Source organism: Atopobacter sp. AH10, assembly GCF_003664595.1.
GTDB lineage: Bacteria > Bacillota > Bacilli > Lactobacillales > Aerococcaceae > Atopobacter.
This window is the reverse complement of the sequence record NZ_QXPZ01000032.1, coordinates 1-18,835: the sequence shown is the minus strand read 5'-3', so window position 1 is coordinate 18,835 and position 18,835 is coordinate 1. Positions and strand designations below refer to the sequence as shown.

At 38.9% G+C, this 18,835-nt stretch carries 18 protein-coding genes and 1 tRNA gene; 17 read left to right on the top strand and 2 right to left on the bottom strand.

Going from position 1 to position 18,835, the window contains the following annotated elements; translation table 11 throughout:
- Positions 1 to 20: 20 nt before the first annotated feature.
- From D3H64_RS07285 to D3H64_RS07220, 15 genes are all read left to right on the top strand, one after another.
- Entirely contained in the window at positions 21 to 323 is a 303-nt protein-coding gene (locus D3H64_RS07285; RefSeq protein WP_121565592.1) for a hypothetical protein, read from the top strand.
- Between the two features lie 2 nt (positions 324 to 325).
- Positions 326 to 772, top strand: coding sequence for a flavodoxin (locus tag D3H64_RS07280; RefSeq protein ID WP_121565591.1), 447 nt, complete (start codon positions 326 to 328; stop codon positions 770 to 772).
- A 4-nt stretch (positions 773 to 776) separates the two neighbouring features.
- Positions 777 to 1,532 (top strand): OmpH family outer membrane protein, encoded by a 756-nt coding sequence (locus D3H64_RS07275; RefSeq protein WP_121565590.1) that lies wholly within the window; start codon positions 777 to 779, stop codon positions 1,530 to 1,532.
- Between the two features lie 72 nt (positions 1,533 to 1,604).
- Positions 1,605 to 1,677 (top strand) — tRNA-Arg (locus D3H64_RS07270).
- A gap of 326 nt (positions 1,678 to 2,003) precedes the next feature.
- Positions 2,004 to 3,698, top strand: coding sequence for a sensor histidine kinase (locus tag D3H64_RS07265; protein ID WP_121565589.1), 1,695 nt, complete (start codon positions 2,004 to 2,006; stop codon positions 3,696 to 3,698).
- The gene (locus tag D3H64_RS07260) at positions 3,673 to 4,452 is read left to right on the top strand and encodes a helix-turn-helix domain-containing protein (RefSeq protein ID WP_233554916.1); all 780 of its coding nucleotides are present in this window, start codon (positions 3,673 to 3,675) and stop codon (positions 4,450 to 4,452) included. Before D3H64_RS07265 ends, D3H64_RS07260 begins: the two co-directional genes overlap by 26 nt.
- Before the next feature lie 224 nt (positions 4,453 to 4,676).
- Positions 4,677 to 5,723, top strand: coding sequence for an ABC transporter substrate-binding protein (locus tag D3H64_RS07255; RefSeq protein ID WP_121565588.1), 1,047 nt, complete (start codon positions 4,677 to 4,679; stop codon positions 5,721 to 5,723).
- A 12-nt stretch (positions 5,724 to 5,735) separates the two neighbouring features.
- On the top strand, positions 5,736 to 6,827 hold the full coding sequence (locus tag D3H64_RS07250) for an ABC transporter ATP-binding protein (RefSeq protein ID WP_121565587.1): 1,092 nt from the start codon (positions 5,736 to 5,738) through the stop codon (positions 6,825 to 6,827).
- On the top strand, positions 6,817 to 8,481 hold the full coding sequence (locus D3H64_RS07245; protein WP_121565586.1) for an iron ABC transporter permease: 1,665 nt from the start codon (positions 6,817 to 6,819) through the stop codon (positions 8,479 to 8,481). Before D3H64_RS07250 ends, D3H64_RS07245 begins: the two co-directional genes overlap by 11 nt.
- Before the next feature lie 351 nt (positions 8,482 to 8,832).
- Positions 8,833 to 8,958: a hypothetical protein gene (locus D3H64_RS10525; protein WP_255421006.1), complete on the top strand. Its 126-nt coding sequence runs from the start codon at positions 8,833 to 8,835 to the stop codon at positions 8,956 to 8,958.
- Between the two features lie 61 nt (positions 8,959 to 9,019).
- The gene (locus D3H64_RS07240; RefSeq protein WP_147429904.1) at positions 9,020 to 10,201 is read left to right on the top strand and encodes a hypothetical protein; all 1,182 of its coding nucleotides are present in this window, start codon (positions 9,020 to 9,022) and stop codon (positions 10,199 to 10,201) included.
- Entirely contained in the window at positions 10,198 to 12,141 is a 1,944-nt protein-coding gene (locus D3H64_RS07235) for an endonuclease MutS2 (RefSeq protein WP_121565584.1), read from the top strand. Before D3H64_RS07240 ends, D3H64_RS07235 begins: the two co-directional genes overlap by 4 nt.
- Before the next feature lie 204 nt (positions 12,142 to 12,345).
- Positions 12,346 to 13,113: an ABC transporter ATP-binding protein gene (locus D3H64_RS07230; protein ID WP_121565583.1), complete on the top strand. Its 768-nt coding sequence runs from the start codon at positions 12,346 to 12,348 to the stop codon at positions 13,111 to 13,113.
- Positions 13,114 to 13,123: 10 nt separating this feature from the next.
- Positions 13,124 to 13,876 (top strand): multidrug ABC transporter permease, encoded by a 753-nt coding sequence (locus D3H64_RS07225; protein ID WP_121565582.1) that lies wholly within the window; start codon positions 13,124 to 13,126, stop codon positions 13,874 to 13,876.
- Positions 13,873 to 14,589: an ABC transporter permease gene (locus tag D3H64_RS07220; protein ID WP_121565581.1), complete on the top strand. Its 717-nt coding sequence runs from the start codon at positions 13,873 to 13,875 to the stop codon at positions 14,587 to 14,589. Before D3H64_RS07225 ends, D3H64_RS07220 begins: the two co-directional genes overlap by 4 nt.
- A gap of 208 nt (positions 14,590 to 14,797) precedes the next feature.
- On the opposite strand, the gene D3H64_RS07215 is transcribed toward D3H64_RS07220, so the two are convergent.
- Both D3H64_RS07215 and D3H64_RS07210 read right to left on the bottom strand, forming a co-directional pair.
- A complete protein-coding gene (locus D3H64_RS07215) occupies positions 14,798 to 15,250 on the bottom strand; it encodes a threonine/serine exporter family protein (protein WP_233554915.1) in 453 nt (150 codons plus the stop codon).
- Positions 15,251 to 16,018, bottom strand: a complete 768-nt coding sequence (locus tag D3H64_RS07210; RefSeq protein ID WP_121565580.1) for a threonine/serine exporter family protein — start codon at positions 16,016 to 16,018, stop codon at positions 15,251 to 15,253.
- Positions 16,019 to 16,418: 400 nt separating this feature from the next.
- Between D3H64_RS07210 and D3H64_RS07205 the strand changes: the two genes are divergently transcribed.
- Both D3H64_RS07205 and D3H64_RS07200 read left to right on the top strand, forming a co-directional pair.
- Complete coding sequence (locus tag D3H64_RS07205; protein ID WP_121565579.1) at positions 16,419 to 17,609, top strand: glycine C-acetyltransferase; 1,191 nt, start codon at positions 16,419 to 16,421, stop codon at positions 17,607 to 17,609.
- Between the two features lie 18 nt (positions 17,610 to 17,627).
- Entirely contained in the window at positions 17,628 to 18,596 is a 969-nt protein-coding gene (locus D3H64_RS07200; RefSeq protein ID WP_121565578.1) for an L-threonine 3-dehydrogenase, read from the top strand.
- The last annotated feature ends 239 nt before the right edge of the window (positions 18,597 to 18,835 follow it).

The following is an 18,835-nucleotide window of genomic DNA, read 5'->3' as shown; positions in this document are numbered from 1 at the left end:
TGTATGAAGGAGGTTAGGCAATGCAAGATAAGTCGCCTCAAACGCCTTTGTTAAGCCAGGAAGAAATTAAAGAACTAAAAGAACGCTTGGCAAAACAACTGAGAGGGAACACTTGGTTAACCATTTTAGTCATTGTGTTGCTCCTTTATTGTTTAATGGGGGCGATGAATGGCTTAAATAAGGATAAGCCTACTTCAGACTTAGCGGGCTACCCCAAAATGTATCGCCGACTCAAAAATTTGGAAGAGAAAACGAAGGAACAAGAGATAAAAATGAGAGAACTTGAAAAAGAAATTCAAGTATTAAAGGAAAAGGAGAACTAACAATGGCCAAAGCTTTGATTATTTATACTAGTTTGACAGGAAATACAGAGGAAATTTGCGACATTCTATCCGATGCCTTAGAAGAACAAGGTATTGAGGTGGAGATGAAGAATTCTACTCAGGCAGATGTAGAAGATTTCAATGATGCAGATATTTGTATTGTGGGAACTTATACATATGGTGATGGGGAAATTCCGGATGAAATGCTGGATTTATATGAAGATTTGGAAGAAGCAGACCTTTCTGGGAAAATTTATGGAGTGGTTGGCTCTGGAGATACTTTCTATGACCATTTCTGCAAAGCTGTGGAAGATTTCGATGAACGTTTGGCGCAAACAGGAGCACAACGTGGGGGAAATGTTGTGAAAGTAAACTTGAACCCCGATGATATAGCCCGCCAAGAACTCGAAAACTTAGCGCAAGAATTAGCCACAGCGCTCAAAGCCTAGGCTAATGGACGAACTACTTGCAAAATATCAAGAGATAGTTTACTCCATTCAAAAGCTCAATCGCAGGCTGGCTCACTATAGGGCGAAATTGAGCGAAGAAGAACAACACTATCGTGTGGCTCGAGCGAAGGCGAAAAGGGAAAATTCTAAAAGTCAGAAGGAACGAGTCAATGAAATTCGATTAAAGCTGAATCGTTTAGCTGGTCATTATAAGATGTTAGTAGATGATCGGGAAGAATTGGAAAATTTGCAACAAGCCGAAAAAGAAAAGCTTATTGCCAGAGATATCAATCCAGCGATTGAAGAAGGGGATGGACGGTCAGAGGAACTCCTATTGCTTAAAAATTTTTACGAAGCTTTACGTAAGGGAGAAGACGCACTAGATGAAATAGAAAATCTTTTGGCTAAGGCTTTGCCAAGTAAACCAGAGCGTTTTTTTGGAAGACATCGTCATCTAAATGATCTACCTAGTCAAGAAGTTTTTGATGAAGATCATCCATTTGAGCTGTTGAAGTTACACTTAAGAATTTTTAGTGTTGAAGTGGAGGATATTGCTGATTTGGGAATCAATCTCATCACAGACATCCACCATCGAGATGAGTTTTGGCCTTTATTTTATGCTATGGAGCTAGATTTGAAGAATAATCAGCCAACAGATAGTGTCTTAGATAAACTATTTTCATTGCGCCATCGTATAGAGGTTATTTTGCTGGATTTGGAGACGCATAAAGACCATTTGGAATTGGATGTGCTCAACTAAGTTATAAGCTTAGGTGACAAGCTTGGGGGAAATGTGGTAAGATAAGACAGTAGTTATCTTCTCAAAAGAAATGACCCCATAGCTCAGCGGATAGAGCACACGTTTCCTAAACGTGGTGTCGCAGGTTCAATTCCTGCTGGGGCCGTTGAAGCACATCGCTTTGATGCGCCTAGCTAAAACTAGCGGATAACTGCTAAAAAAATTCTCCTGTAAAGGGGAATTTTTTTTATGGAAAGGGTTGAAAAACTGAGTGCAGAGCAAGCGAACTAGTCTAATTTAAGGGAATCTAGTGCATGATTTTGACGGGATCCAATGTCTAGTATGTTTTATCTCATCGTCCAAAAGGAAACTAGGCCATAAAAAAAGGATCAAACTAGAGTTGCTGGAGAGTTTTAGATGAAAGGTATACAGATGGTGGATGAAGCGACAATTGGGTAAATAGGCATAACATCTCTTTAGAAAGGTGATCATATGCGACGGACATTTCGACAAGAACTTCAAGAAGATTTAACTGCTGTTTTAAGTAGGCTGACCTTGTGGTTTACCAGTGGCATTTTGTTGGCACTGGCCGTTTTTGTTTTTGCTATTCAAAACTATCAACTAAGCAAAGAAACAGACCACTTAATCCAAACCTTCAATAGAGTAGAGGAACAATCTTGGCGTTTAGTGGACGATTTGAATGAGAAAATTATGCCACAATTTCTCTTGGGTAAAAGGGCTGAAAGAGAATTATTTTCTAGGTTTTACGAAGAGTTGATGCGGCAGGATCAGCGTGGTGAGCTGATATTAGTGGATGAGAAAGGCGAACGAAAGTGGTCGAGCAATAATAGCTGGGCCGATGCGGTGGTTCCTTCTAGCTATCTGAATGCCTTGGTAGAACAAGCTAGTGGGAAGGGTAGATTGATGCGAGTGACGCATTTAGGAAAGGATCGCCCTTACTTAGTCTTAGCGAGCCCCGTGCAATATAAGAGTAAACTTTTGGGTTATACATTCCTTTTTTTAAATGGAAACGATTTTTTGTCCCATAGACCAACTGAGGTGAGCCAATTTATCATCGCGGATCAATTAGATCATGTCTATAGCAAAAGTTCGGATGAATTTATCAAGGAACCACTTGGAAAAGTGAAAGCGGATGCTTTTTCGAGTTCCATCAAAATAAACTTGAGAGAGCCTTTAATGCTGAGTCAAGTGACCGCTCTGAAAGAGGGGTTGCTGGCTTATACCTATTGGCGGTGTTATGATTTACCCTTACTCCTCTTCTGGATGAGTTTACTGACCTTGTTGACTTTTGGAATTATGAAGATTAAATCAGCAAGTCTATCGAAAAGATTAGCTCTCAGGCAGTCTACTTCAATGGCAGCTTTGGTAGAAGAAGCCCAATTGGTAACATCAGGACGTAAAAATAGTATTCAGATGACAAGTGGGGATGAATTTGAATATTTGGCGGATCAACTGAATAAGATGATAGAGGCGATCAATAAATTATATAAGGGCTTACTGGCAGTTGAGAGGCAATCCCTCTTGTTTGAAAAGAAAATGCTAGAGGCGCAATTTAATCCTCATTTTTTATATAACACTTTAGAAACTATTCGGGTTACGATGACTTTTGCTCCGGAAATTGCAGAAAAGCTGATTTTTGCCTTAAATAGAATAATGCGTTACAGTGTCAGTGCTGAAGGAACAGATACGCCTTTGAGTGAAGATTTAGAAATCATAGAGGATTATTTATCGATCTATCACGTACGTTTTGACCATTTAAAGAGTCGTTTGTCGCTGGAAGAGGAGTTGAATAGTTTACTTGTCCCTAGACTCTTCTTATTACCACTTATTGAAAATGCCCTAAAATATGGGCTGGCTAGTCGAAATGATTTAGAGATTGATATAAATATTTATCAAAGAGAGAATCGTTTATATGTTGAAGTCCTAGACAATGGACCCGGCTTCTCTAAACAAGCGGTGGAGAAACTTAAAGAGCATTTATACGAAAAAGAAACACACCATGGTTTAGTGAATACGATTAAACGATTCCAACTCGCTTTTGAGGGAGCCGAGTGGCAGATTAAAAAAGAGAATGAGTGGACGATGGTGAGGCTTAGTGCAAGTCTGCCTAAGCGGAGTAAGGTGAAAAGAGGATTGACTTATGATGAAAAAATTGATCATCGTTGAAGATGAACACTTAATTCGTTTATGGCTCAGTCGGGCGATCGATTATCAACATTTAGGATTTGAACTGGTCTATCTTGCCGAGGATGGTGAGGATGGGGCACGGGCAATTCGGAAAGTAGAACCAGATGTTGTCTTAACGGATATTTGTATGCCGAGAATGGATGCTTTTGCCATGTTTGAAGCTACCAAGGATTGCTCTTATGAAAAGATTATTTTATCTGGTTTTAGTGATTTTGAGCATGCTAAAAAAGCGATGCATTATGGGGTGAGAGAGTTTATTAGCAAACCGATCCAAATGGAGGAAGTAGTGGCTAGTTTACTAGATCTAGTGGCTCAATTTAAGGGGGAAGAAGAATCTACAGAAAATGGACGGATAGGAGATGATCTTTTATCGGAAATTTTGCCCACAGTCGAGTCATTGAATCAAGAGAGAGAAATTAGTCGTTTGGTATTGGACTGGATCCAATCCAATTATGGTCGACGGGCATCAATAGCACATATGGCAGAGGAATTAGGTTATTCAGAAAGCTATATCTATAAATGCTTTAAAGAGGATTTAAAGCTTACCGTCAATGACTATTTGAATCGGTATAGAATTTGCAAAGCGATAGATTTGTTGTGGAAAAATCCTGATCTTTTGGTTTACGAGTTAGCAGAGGCGGTCGGATTTAGCGACGAAAATTATTTCAATAAAGTCTTTAAACGCTACACGCATGTATCGGTCTCTAGTTTTAAGAAAAATACTACTTGTTAGTGAGCGTTTGTAAGAGGAATTAATGATCTGACTATAAACAGATGGGAAAAGGGACTTGTTAGTTAGAATAGGCCTACTAGGAAAGAGATTTAGGCCTAGTTAGGCTAGCTAAGAGCAAGTTCTTTTTTTGTAGAGAATATTACCTATTTAGTAGAGAATAATCTATTATGGAAACGCTTTTATTGTCGTATGATAAAGGCACAATGATGAAGGAGGGGAAATTTATGTCATTCAAATGGCGTCATATGTTACTAGCGAGTGTAGCTTTACTTGGTTTAACAGCTTGCTCTGGTCAATCAACTAAAGAAGCAAAAACTCCTGAAGCGAAAAAAGGTGAAGATACTTTAGTGGTTTATTCGCCAAATTCGGAAGGGCTAATTAATGCAACTATTCCAGCTTTTGAAGAAAAATATGGGATTAAGGTAGAGTTAATTCAAGCAGGTACAGGGGAACTCTTTAAGAAAATTGAAAGTGAAAAAGGGAAACCTGTCGCGGATGTTATTTTCGGTGGCTCTTATACGCAATATGCCCAAAGTAAAGATTTGTTTGAAAAGTATGTTTCTAAAGAAGATAAGAATATTTTGCCAGATTTCCAAAATAAATCAGGGTATTCGACGCCTTACTGCCTAGATGGGTCTGTTTTAATTGTTAATCCTGACTTGACCAAGGGGATGAAGATTAACTCTTATGAAGATCTTTTAAACAAAGATTTGAAAGGAAAGATTGCTACAGCTGACCCAGCCAATTCTTCTAGTGCTTTTGCCCAACTCACCAATATTCTTGCGGCTAAAGGTGGATATGACAAGGATGAGGCTTGGAAGTATGTCAAAGATCTCTTTACTTTAATCGATGGGAAGATTTCTTCTAGTTCTTCTAATGTGTATAAGACAGTAGCTGATGGAGAAATGGCTGTTGGTCTATCTTATGAAGATCCGAGTGTAAAATTGCTCAATGATGGGGCTAATGTTAAAATTATCTACCCTAAAGAAGGAGCGGTTTTCCTACCAGCAAGTGCAGCTATCATTAAAGATTGCAAACACAAAGAAAATGCTAAGAAGTTTATCGACTTTATTGTGTCTAAGCAAATCCAAGACACATTAGGGACATCAACGACTAACCGTCCAGTTAGAAAGGATGCCAAGACATCTAAGAACATGAAGCCGATGGATAAGATCAATACAATTAATGAAGATTATGACTATGTGATCCAACACAAGGAAGAAATCTTATCTCACTATAATGATATCTTTACATCTATATCCAACAAATAGGAGGCAGGTAAAATGAGTGATATCAAGATAGACCATGCCAAGAAAATTTATAATGGGCAAACGGTCATTGAAGATCTCAACCTGCATGTAGCTGATGGGGCCCTCTTTACTTTACTGGGCCCCTCTGGTTGTGGTAAAACGACCTTGCTTCGGATGATTGCAGGTTTTAACTCGATCGAAGCTGGGGATTTTTACTTTGCAGGGAAAAGGATCAATGAAATGGAACCGTCGAAAAGAAATATTGGCATGGTTTTTCAAAACTATGCGATTTTCCCTCATTTAACTGTTAGGGACAATGTGGCTTTTGGTTTAAAGCAAAAAAAGGTTTCTAAAACAGAACTAGAGCAAGAAACGAATAAGTACCTTAAATTAATGCAAATTGATAGTTATCGTGACCGTAAACCCGATCAATTGAGCGGTGGACAGCAACAACGGGTCGCTTTAGCAAGGGCTTTAGCCGTTCATCCAGATGTCTTATTAATGGATGAACCCTTGTCTAATTTGGATGCTAAATTGCGGGTGGATATGCGACAAGCCATTCGTGAAATTCAACATGAAGTGGGAATTACGACGATCTATGTGACTCACGATCAAGAGGAAGCTATGGCGATATCTGACCAAATTGCTGTCATGAATCATGGGAAAATCCAGCAAGTCGGACGGCCGAAAGAACTCTATCACCGGCCTAGCAATGTTTTTGTGGCAACCTTTATTGGGAGGACGAATATTTTAAGTGCTGAATTAGTTCATAAGGGAGGAAAGGCTTATTTGAAATTCTCTGATAGCTATTTATTAGCTTTCCCAGATTTAGATCACGAGATAGATCAAAAAGTGTGTGTAAGCATTCGACCAGAAGAATTTGTTCGGTCTCCTGATGGGCCAATTGAAGCAGAAATTATTGATAGTCTCTATCTAGGTTTGAACACAGAATATTATATGGATATTCCTTTTGCTAAGAAGGTTCAAGTTTGTGAAGAATCCTCCTTTAAAGAAGATTTTAAACCTGGAGATCATGTCCGCTTAAGTATTAATGCGGATAAGATTAATGTCTTTACACTAGATGGGACAAGAAATCTATTAGGAGGCGAGGTTCATGAAGTCTGATCGCCAACGTTTGACTATATGGACAGGGGCTTCTGGAATAATCTTCTTGCTTTATGCTATATTCTTGATCTACCCTATCGTGACTATTTTAGGGCAGGCACTTTTCCTGAAAGGTTCCTTTTCCTTACATCATTTTGCCCTATTTTTTTCAAAACCTTATTATTTCTCCACTCTAGTGAATTCCTTTAAAGTGTCTCTCACGGCTACACTCTTTTCTTTAGTGATTGGGACAAGCTTAGCCTACTTTTTTGCGATGTATCAATTTAAAGGGAAAAAATGGCTACAAATAGCGATTATTATCGCTTCAATGTCAGCTCCTTTTGTTGGAGCTTATTCTTGGATTCTGTTGTTAGGGAGAAGTGGCGTTATAACAAAGTTTTTAATGAATAGCCTCCACTTTCCTCAAATTAATATTTATGGCTTCTGGGGAATCGTTTTGGTCTTTTCTTTGCAACTCTTTCCCTTGGTATTTTTATACGTTTCGGGGGCATTTAAAAGTATCGACCATTCTATTTTAGAAGCCGCAGAAAGCATGGGAGCAACAGGGTTAAAACGTGTATTTAAGGTTCTGTTACCATTGTTGATGCCGACCTTGTTAGCTGCCGCTTTGCTTGTCTTTATGAGAGCTTTTGCTGATTTCGGGACACCCATGCTGATTGGTGAAGGTTATCGAACTTTTCCTGTTTTAGTTTATACGGAATTTGTTAGTGAAGTAGGGGGTAATGCAGCTTTTGCTTCAGCTTTAGCCATCATTTCAATTCTCATTGCCTTGACTATTTTTTTCCTACAAGGCTATCTCGCTCGTCGTTTTAGTTTTAGCATGAATGCCTTGCATCCTATACAAGCTAAACAAGTTACAAAAGGGAAAAGAATAGCTATTTGTTCTTATGTTTATGGGATAGTCTTCCTGTCTATCCTGCCACAAATTTATCTTATCTATACCTCTTTCCTTAAAACATCAGGGATGGTATTTGTGCCAGGTTACTCCCTTCATTCGTATGAAGAAGCTTATCGTCGGATGGGCTCGGCTATCTTTAACACCATCAGGATTCCATTAATGGCTTTAGCTGTTGTAGTCGTTTTGGCGACTTTAATTGCTTATTTAGCAGTAAGACGGAGAAACCCTTTAACAACAGCTATCGATAGTTTGAGCATGGTACCTTATATTGTCCCTGGGACGGTCTTAGGGATTGCCTTTATTTCTTCCTTTAATACCGGCATCTTAGGATCAGGCTTTATGATGATCACTGGGACGGCAACTATCATGGTTATTTCCTTAGCTATTCGTCGTTTGCCATACACCATTCGCTCATCAGTAGCTGCTTTAGGGCAAGTTTCACCAAGTATTGAAGAAGCCGCTGAAAGTTTAGGCTCTAGCCGGGTCAATACATTTTTGAAAATTACGGTGCCGATGATGCTTTCAGGGATCATTTCAGGTGCTATTCTTTCATGGGTGACGATGATTTCAGAATTATCAACTTCAATTCTTTTGTATAACATTCATACAAAGACAATGACAGTAGCGATTTATACAGAAGTTATAAGAGGGAATTATGGGATAGCGGCTGCTCTATCGACAACGCTCACAGCAATGACGGTAGCTTCGTTGCTCTTGTTTATGAAGATTTCAAAGAATGAGCAAATGACTCTATAGTAATCTCGATAGATGAAAGGTCTATCTCTAGTCTAGAGGCTGACTGGACTAGAGCTTAGAAAAAGATGAGAGGAAAGACTAACATAGTCCTCTCTTAACAAAAAAGAGCGTCAAACGATCTTTTGATTGTTTGGGCGCCCTTTTTTTATTGGAATCGAAACGTATGTTTATATTCAAAAGTATTGTTCGCCTTGGCTAGAATAGTTTTTCCCTAGCCTAGCTATAGCAATAAAGAATAATATATGGATTAATATAAACTAATAGAATAAAAAGAAAGATAAGATAAAATGATTGACATAATTTTAAGAAGGGATTAGAATGTAATCATTATAAATTGAGGAGTGAATTATGATGAAAGAAAAAGAAAATGCTAAAATGAAACAAATGATTGAATCCGTGCAAAAAGATGTTAAAGGAACCATTAAACACATGCTTATGGCATGGAATCATGGGAAAGATAAAACAAAGGGGAAATAATAAGCCCCCAACGTTTTAAGGGAAACAAAAATAGCATAGTTTGGATTAAATGGTGATAGAGATGTATCTACTTGATCGTGTAAAGAAAATAATAGATAGTCAAGACATAGGCAAAATACCAATAACATATAGGAAAAGATTAGCTACATTTGAAGCACTGTTAAATGGAAATTGTGCTATCGAGAGAGATGTTGATTGCCCCTTTTATTTGAATGATTTGGGGGTAAGAGAAATGAATAGTCCAAGTTTAATGTATCAATTGATCATCAAGAGAAAATATTTTGAACCCTTTAATCTTGAAAAAGTAGAGAAAGATTTGCAGACTATTGATCTAGAAAAGCTTGCAGACGCTATGGATGGTGCTTTCTTACTGCTGGGAGATTATGGATGCTTGTTTAAAGTGATTAATCTTCGTTATAATGATATTTTACAATCGCGAGATTATGACCTATACATTTATTCGGCGACAGTTCTGTCAGTTTTGAAGGATAAGAGAGCCTTAGATTTGTTTAAGGTAGCGACAAGATGCCCTAATGAGAGTCTATTTTTTCAAAAAATGGCTTATTTTAGACTGGCTGTTGCAGCTTTGAAACGATTTGGGAGAATTGATTTAACAGAGAATAGTTTAACTGATACACTTAATAATTCTGATGGGTTAACGCAACTAGATAGAGCTATTCTAGCGTTATTGCTGGATAATTTTTATGGGTTATATGATTTGTATAATGCTGATGATAGTCACGCAACGAATTTAGGGATAAAGTTAAGTAATTACAATGCTCTTTTGTTATGTGATATAATACTTAAAGATAAAGATGTGCCGGCGGATAGATTTGATATGGTGGCTAGATATCGTAATCAAATTATTATAAATAAGGCACAGTTATTGCTAGCTGATCAGAAAATAGACGACGCCAAGAAACTGTTAATCAATAATTTAGATGAAACAGAAAGACTATGCCCTAATTATATGGCAGAAATACTGGCTTGTTTAGCTTATGTATGTTATTTGGGCGAAGATTATGACCAGTCGATGTCTTATGTAAAAAAAGATATACAGCAATTTGAAGTGATTGGTGAGCTAGTTGCAATGATGGAGACGAAAAAGATATTAATGGCATGCTATTATTCCCTTGGAGATATTAAGAGCGCACAAGGTGTTTTCAAATCTCTACAAGAGTCTACTTCGGATAGAATATCTAAGGGGTTTGACATGGCATATTATAAGGAGATTAAGAGTTGAATTATTATATCAAAAACACGAATGATTTATATCATAAAGTTGACTTTGATAGAGTCTTGTCCGACTTATCTCATTTAGCCCAATCGCAAGAGGGGAAACGCCAACTAGAGGATCTCAAGCCATCTACAGATCCGAAAATTGTCCAAAAAAGATTAGCTGAAACATCGGAAGGACTACAGTTATTAAATAGTGGGCAACATTTACCTTTTTTGAGCTTAGCTGATGTCCATCATTTGTTAAATAAGTTGATCAAAGGCTATGTGTTAGAGTGCGGGGAATTACTTCAGTTAGCTGATTTTTTACGATCTTGCCGTATGGGGAAACGTTTCTTTGAAAAAAATCAATCCTTAGTGCCTATATTGTCGCGCTATGCTCAAGTCATTGGCGAATATGTTAACTTAGAAGAAGCTGTGTATAGCAAAATTCGTGGGGGAAGATTGAACGATGAGGCTAGTCGTACCTTGAAAAAAATACGCCTGGCTATTCGCCAAAAAGAGGACGACGTTCAGAATCGCTTAAAGAAAATGCTTAAGGATCCTCGCTATCAATCTTTATTACAGGAAGCTATAGTTGTCAAGAAAAATGAGCAATATACCCTACCAGTAAAAGCTTCTTTTAAGAATAAATTCCCAGGTCATTTAGTGGAAGAATCAAATAAGGGTTTAACCGTCTATATGGAACCTCTTTCTATCTCAAAAATAAGCCAAGAGTTGACGGATTTAAGAGGACAGGAGCAGGCAGAAACTTACCGAATTTTATCAGACTTGTCGGATGAGATTTATCAATATATACAGCCGATTGAACAAAGTTTAGAAGCAATTGTTGTTCTTGAAACGATTATGGCAAGGTCTAAATTAGCTAAGCAGATGGATGGGAAAGAACCAAAGATACGCCTAGATGATTATGTGCAATTAGATCGTGTTTGTCACCCTTACCTAAAAAATCCAGTTCCCTTGAGTTTGCATATTGGGAAAAGCAATCGAGCTTTAGTGGTCACAGGACCTAATGCAGGTGGTAAGACTATTGTGTTGAAAACTTTAGTCTTAGCTCAACTGATGGCTCAGTCTGGATTGTTGATTTCATGTGGATCTGAAACGGTATTGCCTGTATTTCAGCAAATATTTGTCTCTATTGGGGATGAGCAGAGCATTAGCAATTCTCTGAGTACTTTTTCAGCACATCTGACTGAGTTGGCAGAGTATATAAGAGAAGCCGGTCCTTATAGCTTAATAGTGGTTGATGAAATTGGGAGCGGAACTGATCCTAAAGAAGGCGCTGCTTTATCCAATGCCTTGTTAGAGAGCTTTTATTTAAAGGGAAGCCTTTCTATAACATCAACCCACTATGGGGAAATAAAGGAATTTGCTCAAAAACATCCAGCTTTTGAAACGGCTGCCATGGGTTTTAATATGGATACCCTTGAACCAAGTTATCAGTTGATGATGGGGGAAACAGGGGAAAGTAATGCCTTTTGGCTGGCGCATAAAGTGCATTTGAAAGAAGAGATTATCGATCGAGCAAAGGAGTTTGCTTACAGTGATTTATTGATGGATTATGAGAATCATGCCCCAGTGAAGAATTTTGATTATATCAATAGTGAAGATGAAGAAATAAAGACTGAAAATCTAGAGGACTTTCATCCAGGTGATCGGGTTTATTTGAATGATAGCCAAAACTTTGGCCTTGTTTATCGCTTGTCAGATAAAAAGGATTACATTTGGGTTGATGTGAATGGGGACAAAAAAGAAGTCCTAAAGAAGCGGGTGAAGTTGAGCATTGCGGCAAAAGACTTGTATCCGGAAAATTATGATATGAAACGCTTGTTTATGGCCTATAAAGATTATAAGCAAGATAAAGATTTACTGCGGGGCTCAAAGAAAGCCTATAAAGCGCTCAAAAAAGCACATAAGGATCGTGTGATGAAAGAAAATACTAACTAAGATTTATGCCGTTTTAAGGAAAAAGAAGATAGAAAGAACTTTCTAGTCTTTCTTATAAATAATAGCTAATAGCCGTTAAAAGTTTGCTAACTTGTGTGCCATATTCTCTATAGGAAATAGAGGAGGAAGATTATTCAGATCCTGTTAAGGGATTCTATAAAAATCAGCAAGTGAGTCGCTATAGATGGCGAGAAGAGGATAAAGATGACAAGGATTAGTTTAGAACATTTAAAGAAGAGTTTTGGGAAAGGGCAAGAACTTTTCCAAGCTGTTAAAGATATTTCGTTAAAGGTGCACTCCGGAGAAATTGTGGCTTTGCTTGGTCCAAATGGGGCAGGTAAAACGACGACAGTCCAAATGATTGCGGGCTTATTGACTCCAGATGCAGGGGAAATTTATATTGATGATGAGAAGTTGAATGAGCAGTCGAGAAAAGAGCATAGAATTGGGTTAGTTCTAGGGGGAGAATTGGGCTTTTATGGCAATGCGAGTGCAGAGGAAAATTTACACTTTTTTGCCAGATTAAACCAGTTAAGTAAACAGGAACGAATCAGCGAAGTAGACCGTGTGTTGGGATTAGTGGAGTTAAAAGATGTTCGTCAAAAGAAGGTTCGTGAGTTTTCAAGAGGGATGAGGCAACGTTTGCATATTGCGAGAGCGCTACTAGGTCGTCCTGACGTCCTGCTTCTTGATGAACCAACGAGTGGACTGGATGTGGAGATTTCTAGAAATATACGGCTGATTATTCGGCGTTTAACAGATGAAGAGCAAATACCTGTATTATTGACTAGCCACACGATGACAGAAGTGGAAGCTTTGGCTGATCGAGTTGTTTTAATCGGTGCGGGAGAGGTTTTCCACGAAGGTGACATTGACTCCATTGTTCGACTTTCTCAAGTTAGTCATATCGATCGTCCGGCGACTTTAGAAGAGTCCTACTTGGCTTTAGCTCCAAAACTACGCCGGAAGTAGAGGTGAGCCAATGAAAAATTTTATTGAAATTGTCGCTTTTCATTTAAAACTTTTTTCTAGAAATTCCTATTTTGTGTGGTTGATGTTAACGTCTACGGTTTCCTTGCTCTTGCTCCAATATCTAGCTGCTTATGCTGGAGGGACTTTGGATGATCCGTATTTATGGAGGCGTGCGGCAGTTTTTGGTTTATGGTCTTGTGGGACGACCGCTTGTGGAAGTATTGGTTTTCAACGCTCTCAAGGCACCTTATTGTATTTATTGAATAATCGGATCAGTGATCAATTATCCCTAGCCGCAGTAGTCATTCCAGCAGCTAGTTTCGGCCTGCTCCCCTTTCCATTGGCCTATCTATTGGGCTCAATAATGGGATTAAATGTGTCGATTGCTTCTTTTCTAGCTTTCGTAGGCGCTGTTTTGGCTCTATGGATAGGAGCGGTAATTTTAGATTTAGCTATTGCAGGTATTTTTGTGTTAACGCCACGAGCTTTGGTCTATGAAGATATCGTCACCTTGCCCATCTTATTTTTCTCAGGTCTATTCCATTTGCCAGGAAAGTGGATGATTGTTGAAAAAATTGGGCACTTTGTCATCCCTATTTCGCTACCAATTCAATGGCTGACTTCTTCAGGGAGATTTTCTTTCGTTGATTTGGCTGCTTATTTCTTTAGTCTTTTTCTATGGGGGGCAGGGAGTATTATTTTATCGAGATATTTATTCCGTGAAGCACGTAAAAGTGGTCAGTTGGGAGGGATAGGCTTATGAAGCTTGTGTTTTCTTCTATAGACATTTTAGAGACTTGGGCTAGTCGTCTGCTCCATTTTGTGCTACTGCCGATGATAGATGTTCTTCTTCTAGCCTTAATTTATGCCCAATATGCGTCAGATTTTTCTTACCAAGTTGCTGTTAGTTCCGTGCTTGTTTCGGCCTGTATGGTGGCTATGTCCAGCCTATCTGGCCTCTTGGTGGACAATCGTTTTAGAGGGGTAGATAGGTATGTGATTAGTTTAGGGGGGAGTTCCTATTATTGGTTTAGTCAGATCTTTGTTTCTGCAGTAGTTTCCTTAGCACTATCCTTGATTAACCTTGCCCTTTTAGGCCTTTTTGGAGCAGGGATTGACTTATTACTACAGGCAGTGATGTATTTACCTTTCTTACTGTTATCCGGATTAGTTCTAGGTTTTGCAGCTTTTGTTATAGCTTGGCGAATGGAAAATCCGTATTTTATGAGCAATCTCCTGTCAGGATCTGCCTTAGTTTTAAGTGGTGCACTTATTCCGATAGACCAGTATCCTCCTATCCTAAAAGAACTGGCTCAACTTTTACCCTTAAGCGGTTGGTTAGCAGCTTTTTACGGGGATAAGTCGCACTGTTTGCATGATGCGATCGTTCTTTTGGCTTGGTTTCTGATTAGTTACGGTATCTATCTTTATCAAAAAAAGAGAATCGGCCAAAAAGAAGCTGGATCTATTCTTTAGAATAAATAGAAGAGATAGAGCTTGGATTCTTCGGCTCTGACAAAATAAAAAGCGAGTATAGAGGTTGATTGAACAACCTTTATACTCGCTTATTTGAATTAGCTAGAGTAGAGACTTAGTTGTATCCTAAATTCCCCCAAAATTTGTCCACCATTCCTTTTGAGCATTGGATAAATTTTGGGGGGATTTAGCTTGTATGGGAATGACTTTAGGATTTAGATTTGCTTAATTTAATAGGAAAATATTGATTCAAAACTTTGAACATAGCATCGGAAGTAAAGATGGCTAAAGCTATCATAATGGCAATCGCTAAAGTTTGGATCAATTCTTGTAATCCAGCATAAACGGTTGAGTTGATAAAGGCATAAACGGTACGGTACATGCCGGCACCTGGTACAAAAGGAAAGAAGGCAGGGATGAAAAAGACGGTTACTGGGGCTTTGAACCACCTAGCGTTTAGATGGGACCAAATAGCAACGATGAGACTGGCCATATAGGTGGCGGCAGCTACAGAAAAACTGTTAGCTAGGTATAAATAAATAGCCCAACCAATTCCGCCTAATAGGGCGTTGATGGTCCATGAAGTCCTAGGTGCTTCAAAGACGAGGCAAGCCGAGAAAGAACCGATACAAGCGCCAAGAATTTGAAGAACGATAGTCATCTAAACCACTCCTTTCGTTAAAAAGAAAGCCAAGGCGACGCCAATAGCCACAGATAGTGCAGTGACAAAAGCTCCTGCCATACGGGTAGAACCGGATAAATAATCTTGCCTTAGCGTATCACGAATAGCATTAGTAATAGCTGTTCCAGGGACAAGAGGCATGATGATCCCGACAATAGCTAATCCTTCATCGAACTGGAAGGGTAGGAAATACCGGAGAAGAATGATGCTCGTAGACATTAAGGTAACAGCTAAAACGTTTGAGATAAACTCATTGATATGAAGCCGCCTAGAGATGCGGTTGACGAGAAGTAGCCATAAACCAGAAGGGACGGCGACTAAGGCTTCGTTGATTTGACCGCTAAAGAACATAGCGAAACCGCCAATCATGGCAAGGAGGCCAAAGTCTTTGACACGGTCGGATAAGGATTTCATATCGGTTTGTAGGAGTTTAAGATAGGCTTCGTTAACGGTCAGTTCACCTTCTGCAAGTAAGCGAGAAATGCGATTCACTTGGTTTATTTTAGAAAGATTGGTTTCTAACTTTCTCAAGCGTTTGACTTTTGTTAAAGAAGAGATGGAAGGGTCATCGATGGTCACAATGAGCCCTGAACCAATTGCTAGGACTTCGACACTTTCAAAATGTCCAACAGAAAGGATATGAGTAATCGTCTCTTCTACACGATAGGTTTCGGCGTTATTTTCCATCAAAATACGGCCGGCCAAGATAGCTGTGGCCATTAAACGTCTGGGATTTTCGAACGGCATGATTTACCTCCTAAATATACTGTCATTATAGCATGGAAGAAGGCAAAATAAGAAAAGATAGAAGTAAATATCGAAAAATTCTAGTTGAGGGTAAATAAGGAAAGATAAGCGTTGAAAAGTTAAGATTGGAGTATGAGCAAAAATTAATTTTCTCATAAAAGATAAGGCTATAAATAGCATAAATGTGATAGGAGTATTCTAGTATTCCTAGCGCTATAATAAAAGATTAGGGAGTGGACTTTTTTCGGAAAACTTATAAGTTTATTAAATTGTGAAGTTTTTGATTTGATAGCTTGAAAACGGTAACAAGTTAGAGTATTCTATTCATGGTTAGCTGATCGTTAACAGTGACTGTCTGCTGGTGATCTTGGCTAATAAAATGAGTAATGGAGGAATCGATATGCGTGCAATGGATTTGGAAGAATTTTTAGACACAAGTCTATCTGATTTAAAGGAAAAAGGCCTTTATAACACCATTGATGTGCTCAGTGGCGCTAACGGACCTGAAATTGAAATTGAAGGTAAAAAGTTGGTGAACTTAGCTTCCAATAATTACCTTGGCATGGCAACTCGTGAAGAACTCATTGAAGTTGCAAACAAAGCAACTGAAGAATATGGGGTCGGTGCAGGGGCTGTTCGGACGATTAACGGGACCTTGCAAATTCACATCGATTTAGAAAAGAAATTAGCAGAATTTAAAGGAACAGAAGCGGCTATTGCCTTCCAATCTGGATTCAACTGCAACATGGGGGCTATTCCAGCAGTGATGAAGAAGGGGGATGCTATCCTTTCTGATGAATTGAATCACGCTTCTATCATAGATGGTTGCCGTCTATCTGGCGCTAAGATTATTCGTGTAAAACACCAAGATATGGACGATTTGCGCGAAAAAGCTAAAGCTGCTATTGAAAGTGGCGAATATAAGAAGATTATGTATGTTACTGATGGGGTATTCTCAATGGATGGGGACTTGGCTAAGATTCCAGAAATTGCAGATATCTGTGAAGAATACGGCTTAATTAGCTATGTTGATGATGCGCATGGTTCAGGCGTTATGGGTCATGGACATGGGACGGTTAAACACTTTGGCTGTGAAAAACGCATCAATATGCAAATTGGTACCCTTTCTAAAGCAGTTGGGGTTGTTGGTGGCTATGTAGCTGGTTCTCAAAAATTAATTGACTGGTTGAAGTCCCAAGCTCGTCCATTCCTCTTCTCTACTTCTTTAACTCCTGGGGCAGCAGCTGCAGCTAAGAAATCCATTGAAATGTTGATGGAAAATCCATCTATTGTTGAAAAATTATGGGATAATGCTAACTACTTCAAGGCAGAATTGAAGAAGATTGGGTATGATATTGGAAATTCTGAAACCCCTATCACACCAGTTATTCTGGGAGATGAAAATGCGACCCAAAAATTTGCGGCTCGTTTGATTGAAGAAGGCGTATACGTTAAACCAATCGTTTACCCTACTGTACCATTAGGCACTGGTCGTGTACGTAATATGCCTAACGCTGCTCATACAAAAGAAATGCTGGATCGGGCAGTGGCTATTTATGAAAAAGTCGGTAAAGAATTGAAGCTCATTTAATAGAAGGGAGCTTTCTTCATGAAAAAAGTAATGATCACTGGCTGCCTAGGCCAAATAGGTTCAGAATTAGTTGAACGTTTACGCAAAGATTTAGGCGCTGAAAATGTTATTGCAACTGATGTTCGACAACCAGAAGCTGGGAGCCCTATTTTAACTGAAGGGCACTTTGAAATCTTAGACGTAACAGATTATGAGAAATTCAAGAAGATTGCAGAAGATAACCATGTAGATACCTTGGTTCACTTGGCAGCCTTGCTATCTGCAGTAGCTGAAGCTAAACCTAAATTTGCTTGGGACTTAAATATGGGTGGGCTAGAAAATGCTTTAGAAGTTGCTCGTGAATTAAAGCTGCTCTTCTTTACTCCAAGTTCAATTGGCGCTTTCGGGCCATCTACTCCTGCTGATAACACGCCACAGGACACCATTCAACGCCCAACAACTATGTATGGGGTGACCAAAGTTTCTGGCGAATTGCTCTGTGATTACTACCATAAACGTTTTGGAGTAGATACACGTGGAGTTCGCTTCCCAGGTTTGATTTCTTACAAGACCTTGCCAGGTGGTGGGACGACGGACTATGCGGTAGATATTTACTACGAAGCTTTGAAGAAGGGACATTACGATTCCTTTATTGGTAAAGGAACGAAAATGGATATGATGTACATGCCGGATGCTATTGATGCTATTGTAGATTTGCTGAATGCAGATCCATCTCGCTTGAAACATCGGAATGCTTTCAATATCTCTGCTATGAGTTTCGAACCAGAAGAAATCAAAGCATCGATTCAAAAAGTGATGCCAAACTTTACCATGGATTATGATGTAGACCCTGTTCGTCAAGGGATTGCAGACTCTTGGCCAAATTCCCTCGATGTATCTTGTGCTAAAGAAGAATGGGACTTCTCTCCTAAGTATGATCTCGATAAGATGACAGTTGACATGCTCGAAAAATTGCGGATTAAACTAGGTGATGAAGCTAAATTTTAATAGAGATAACTTCTTTGAAAGGTTCTTCCCTTAATAAATGGACTACCCCCTATCTTGAACGGATAGGGGGTAGTTCACTATTAGGGGGATATTTTTTTACTTGCTACTGTGGTCAGCTTTAATTTTGGGATGTTTTTAAATCGATAATAGAGCAGTCTAAGTAGCCTTCTTGTTCTAATCCTGAATTCCCCAACCAATAACGAGCTTAAGTCGTACAAATCCTAATTTTATGGTGTTTG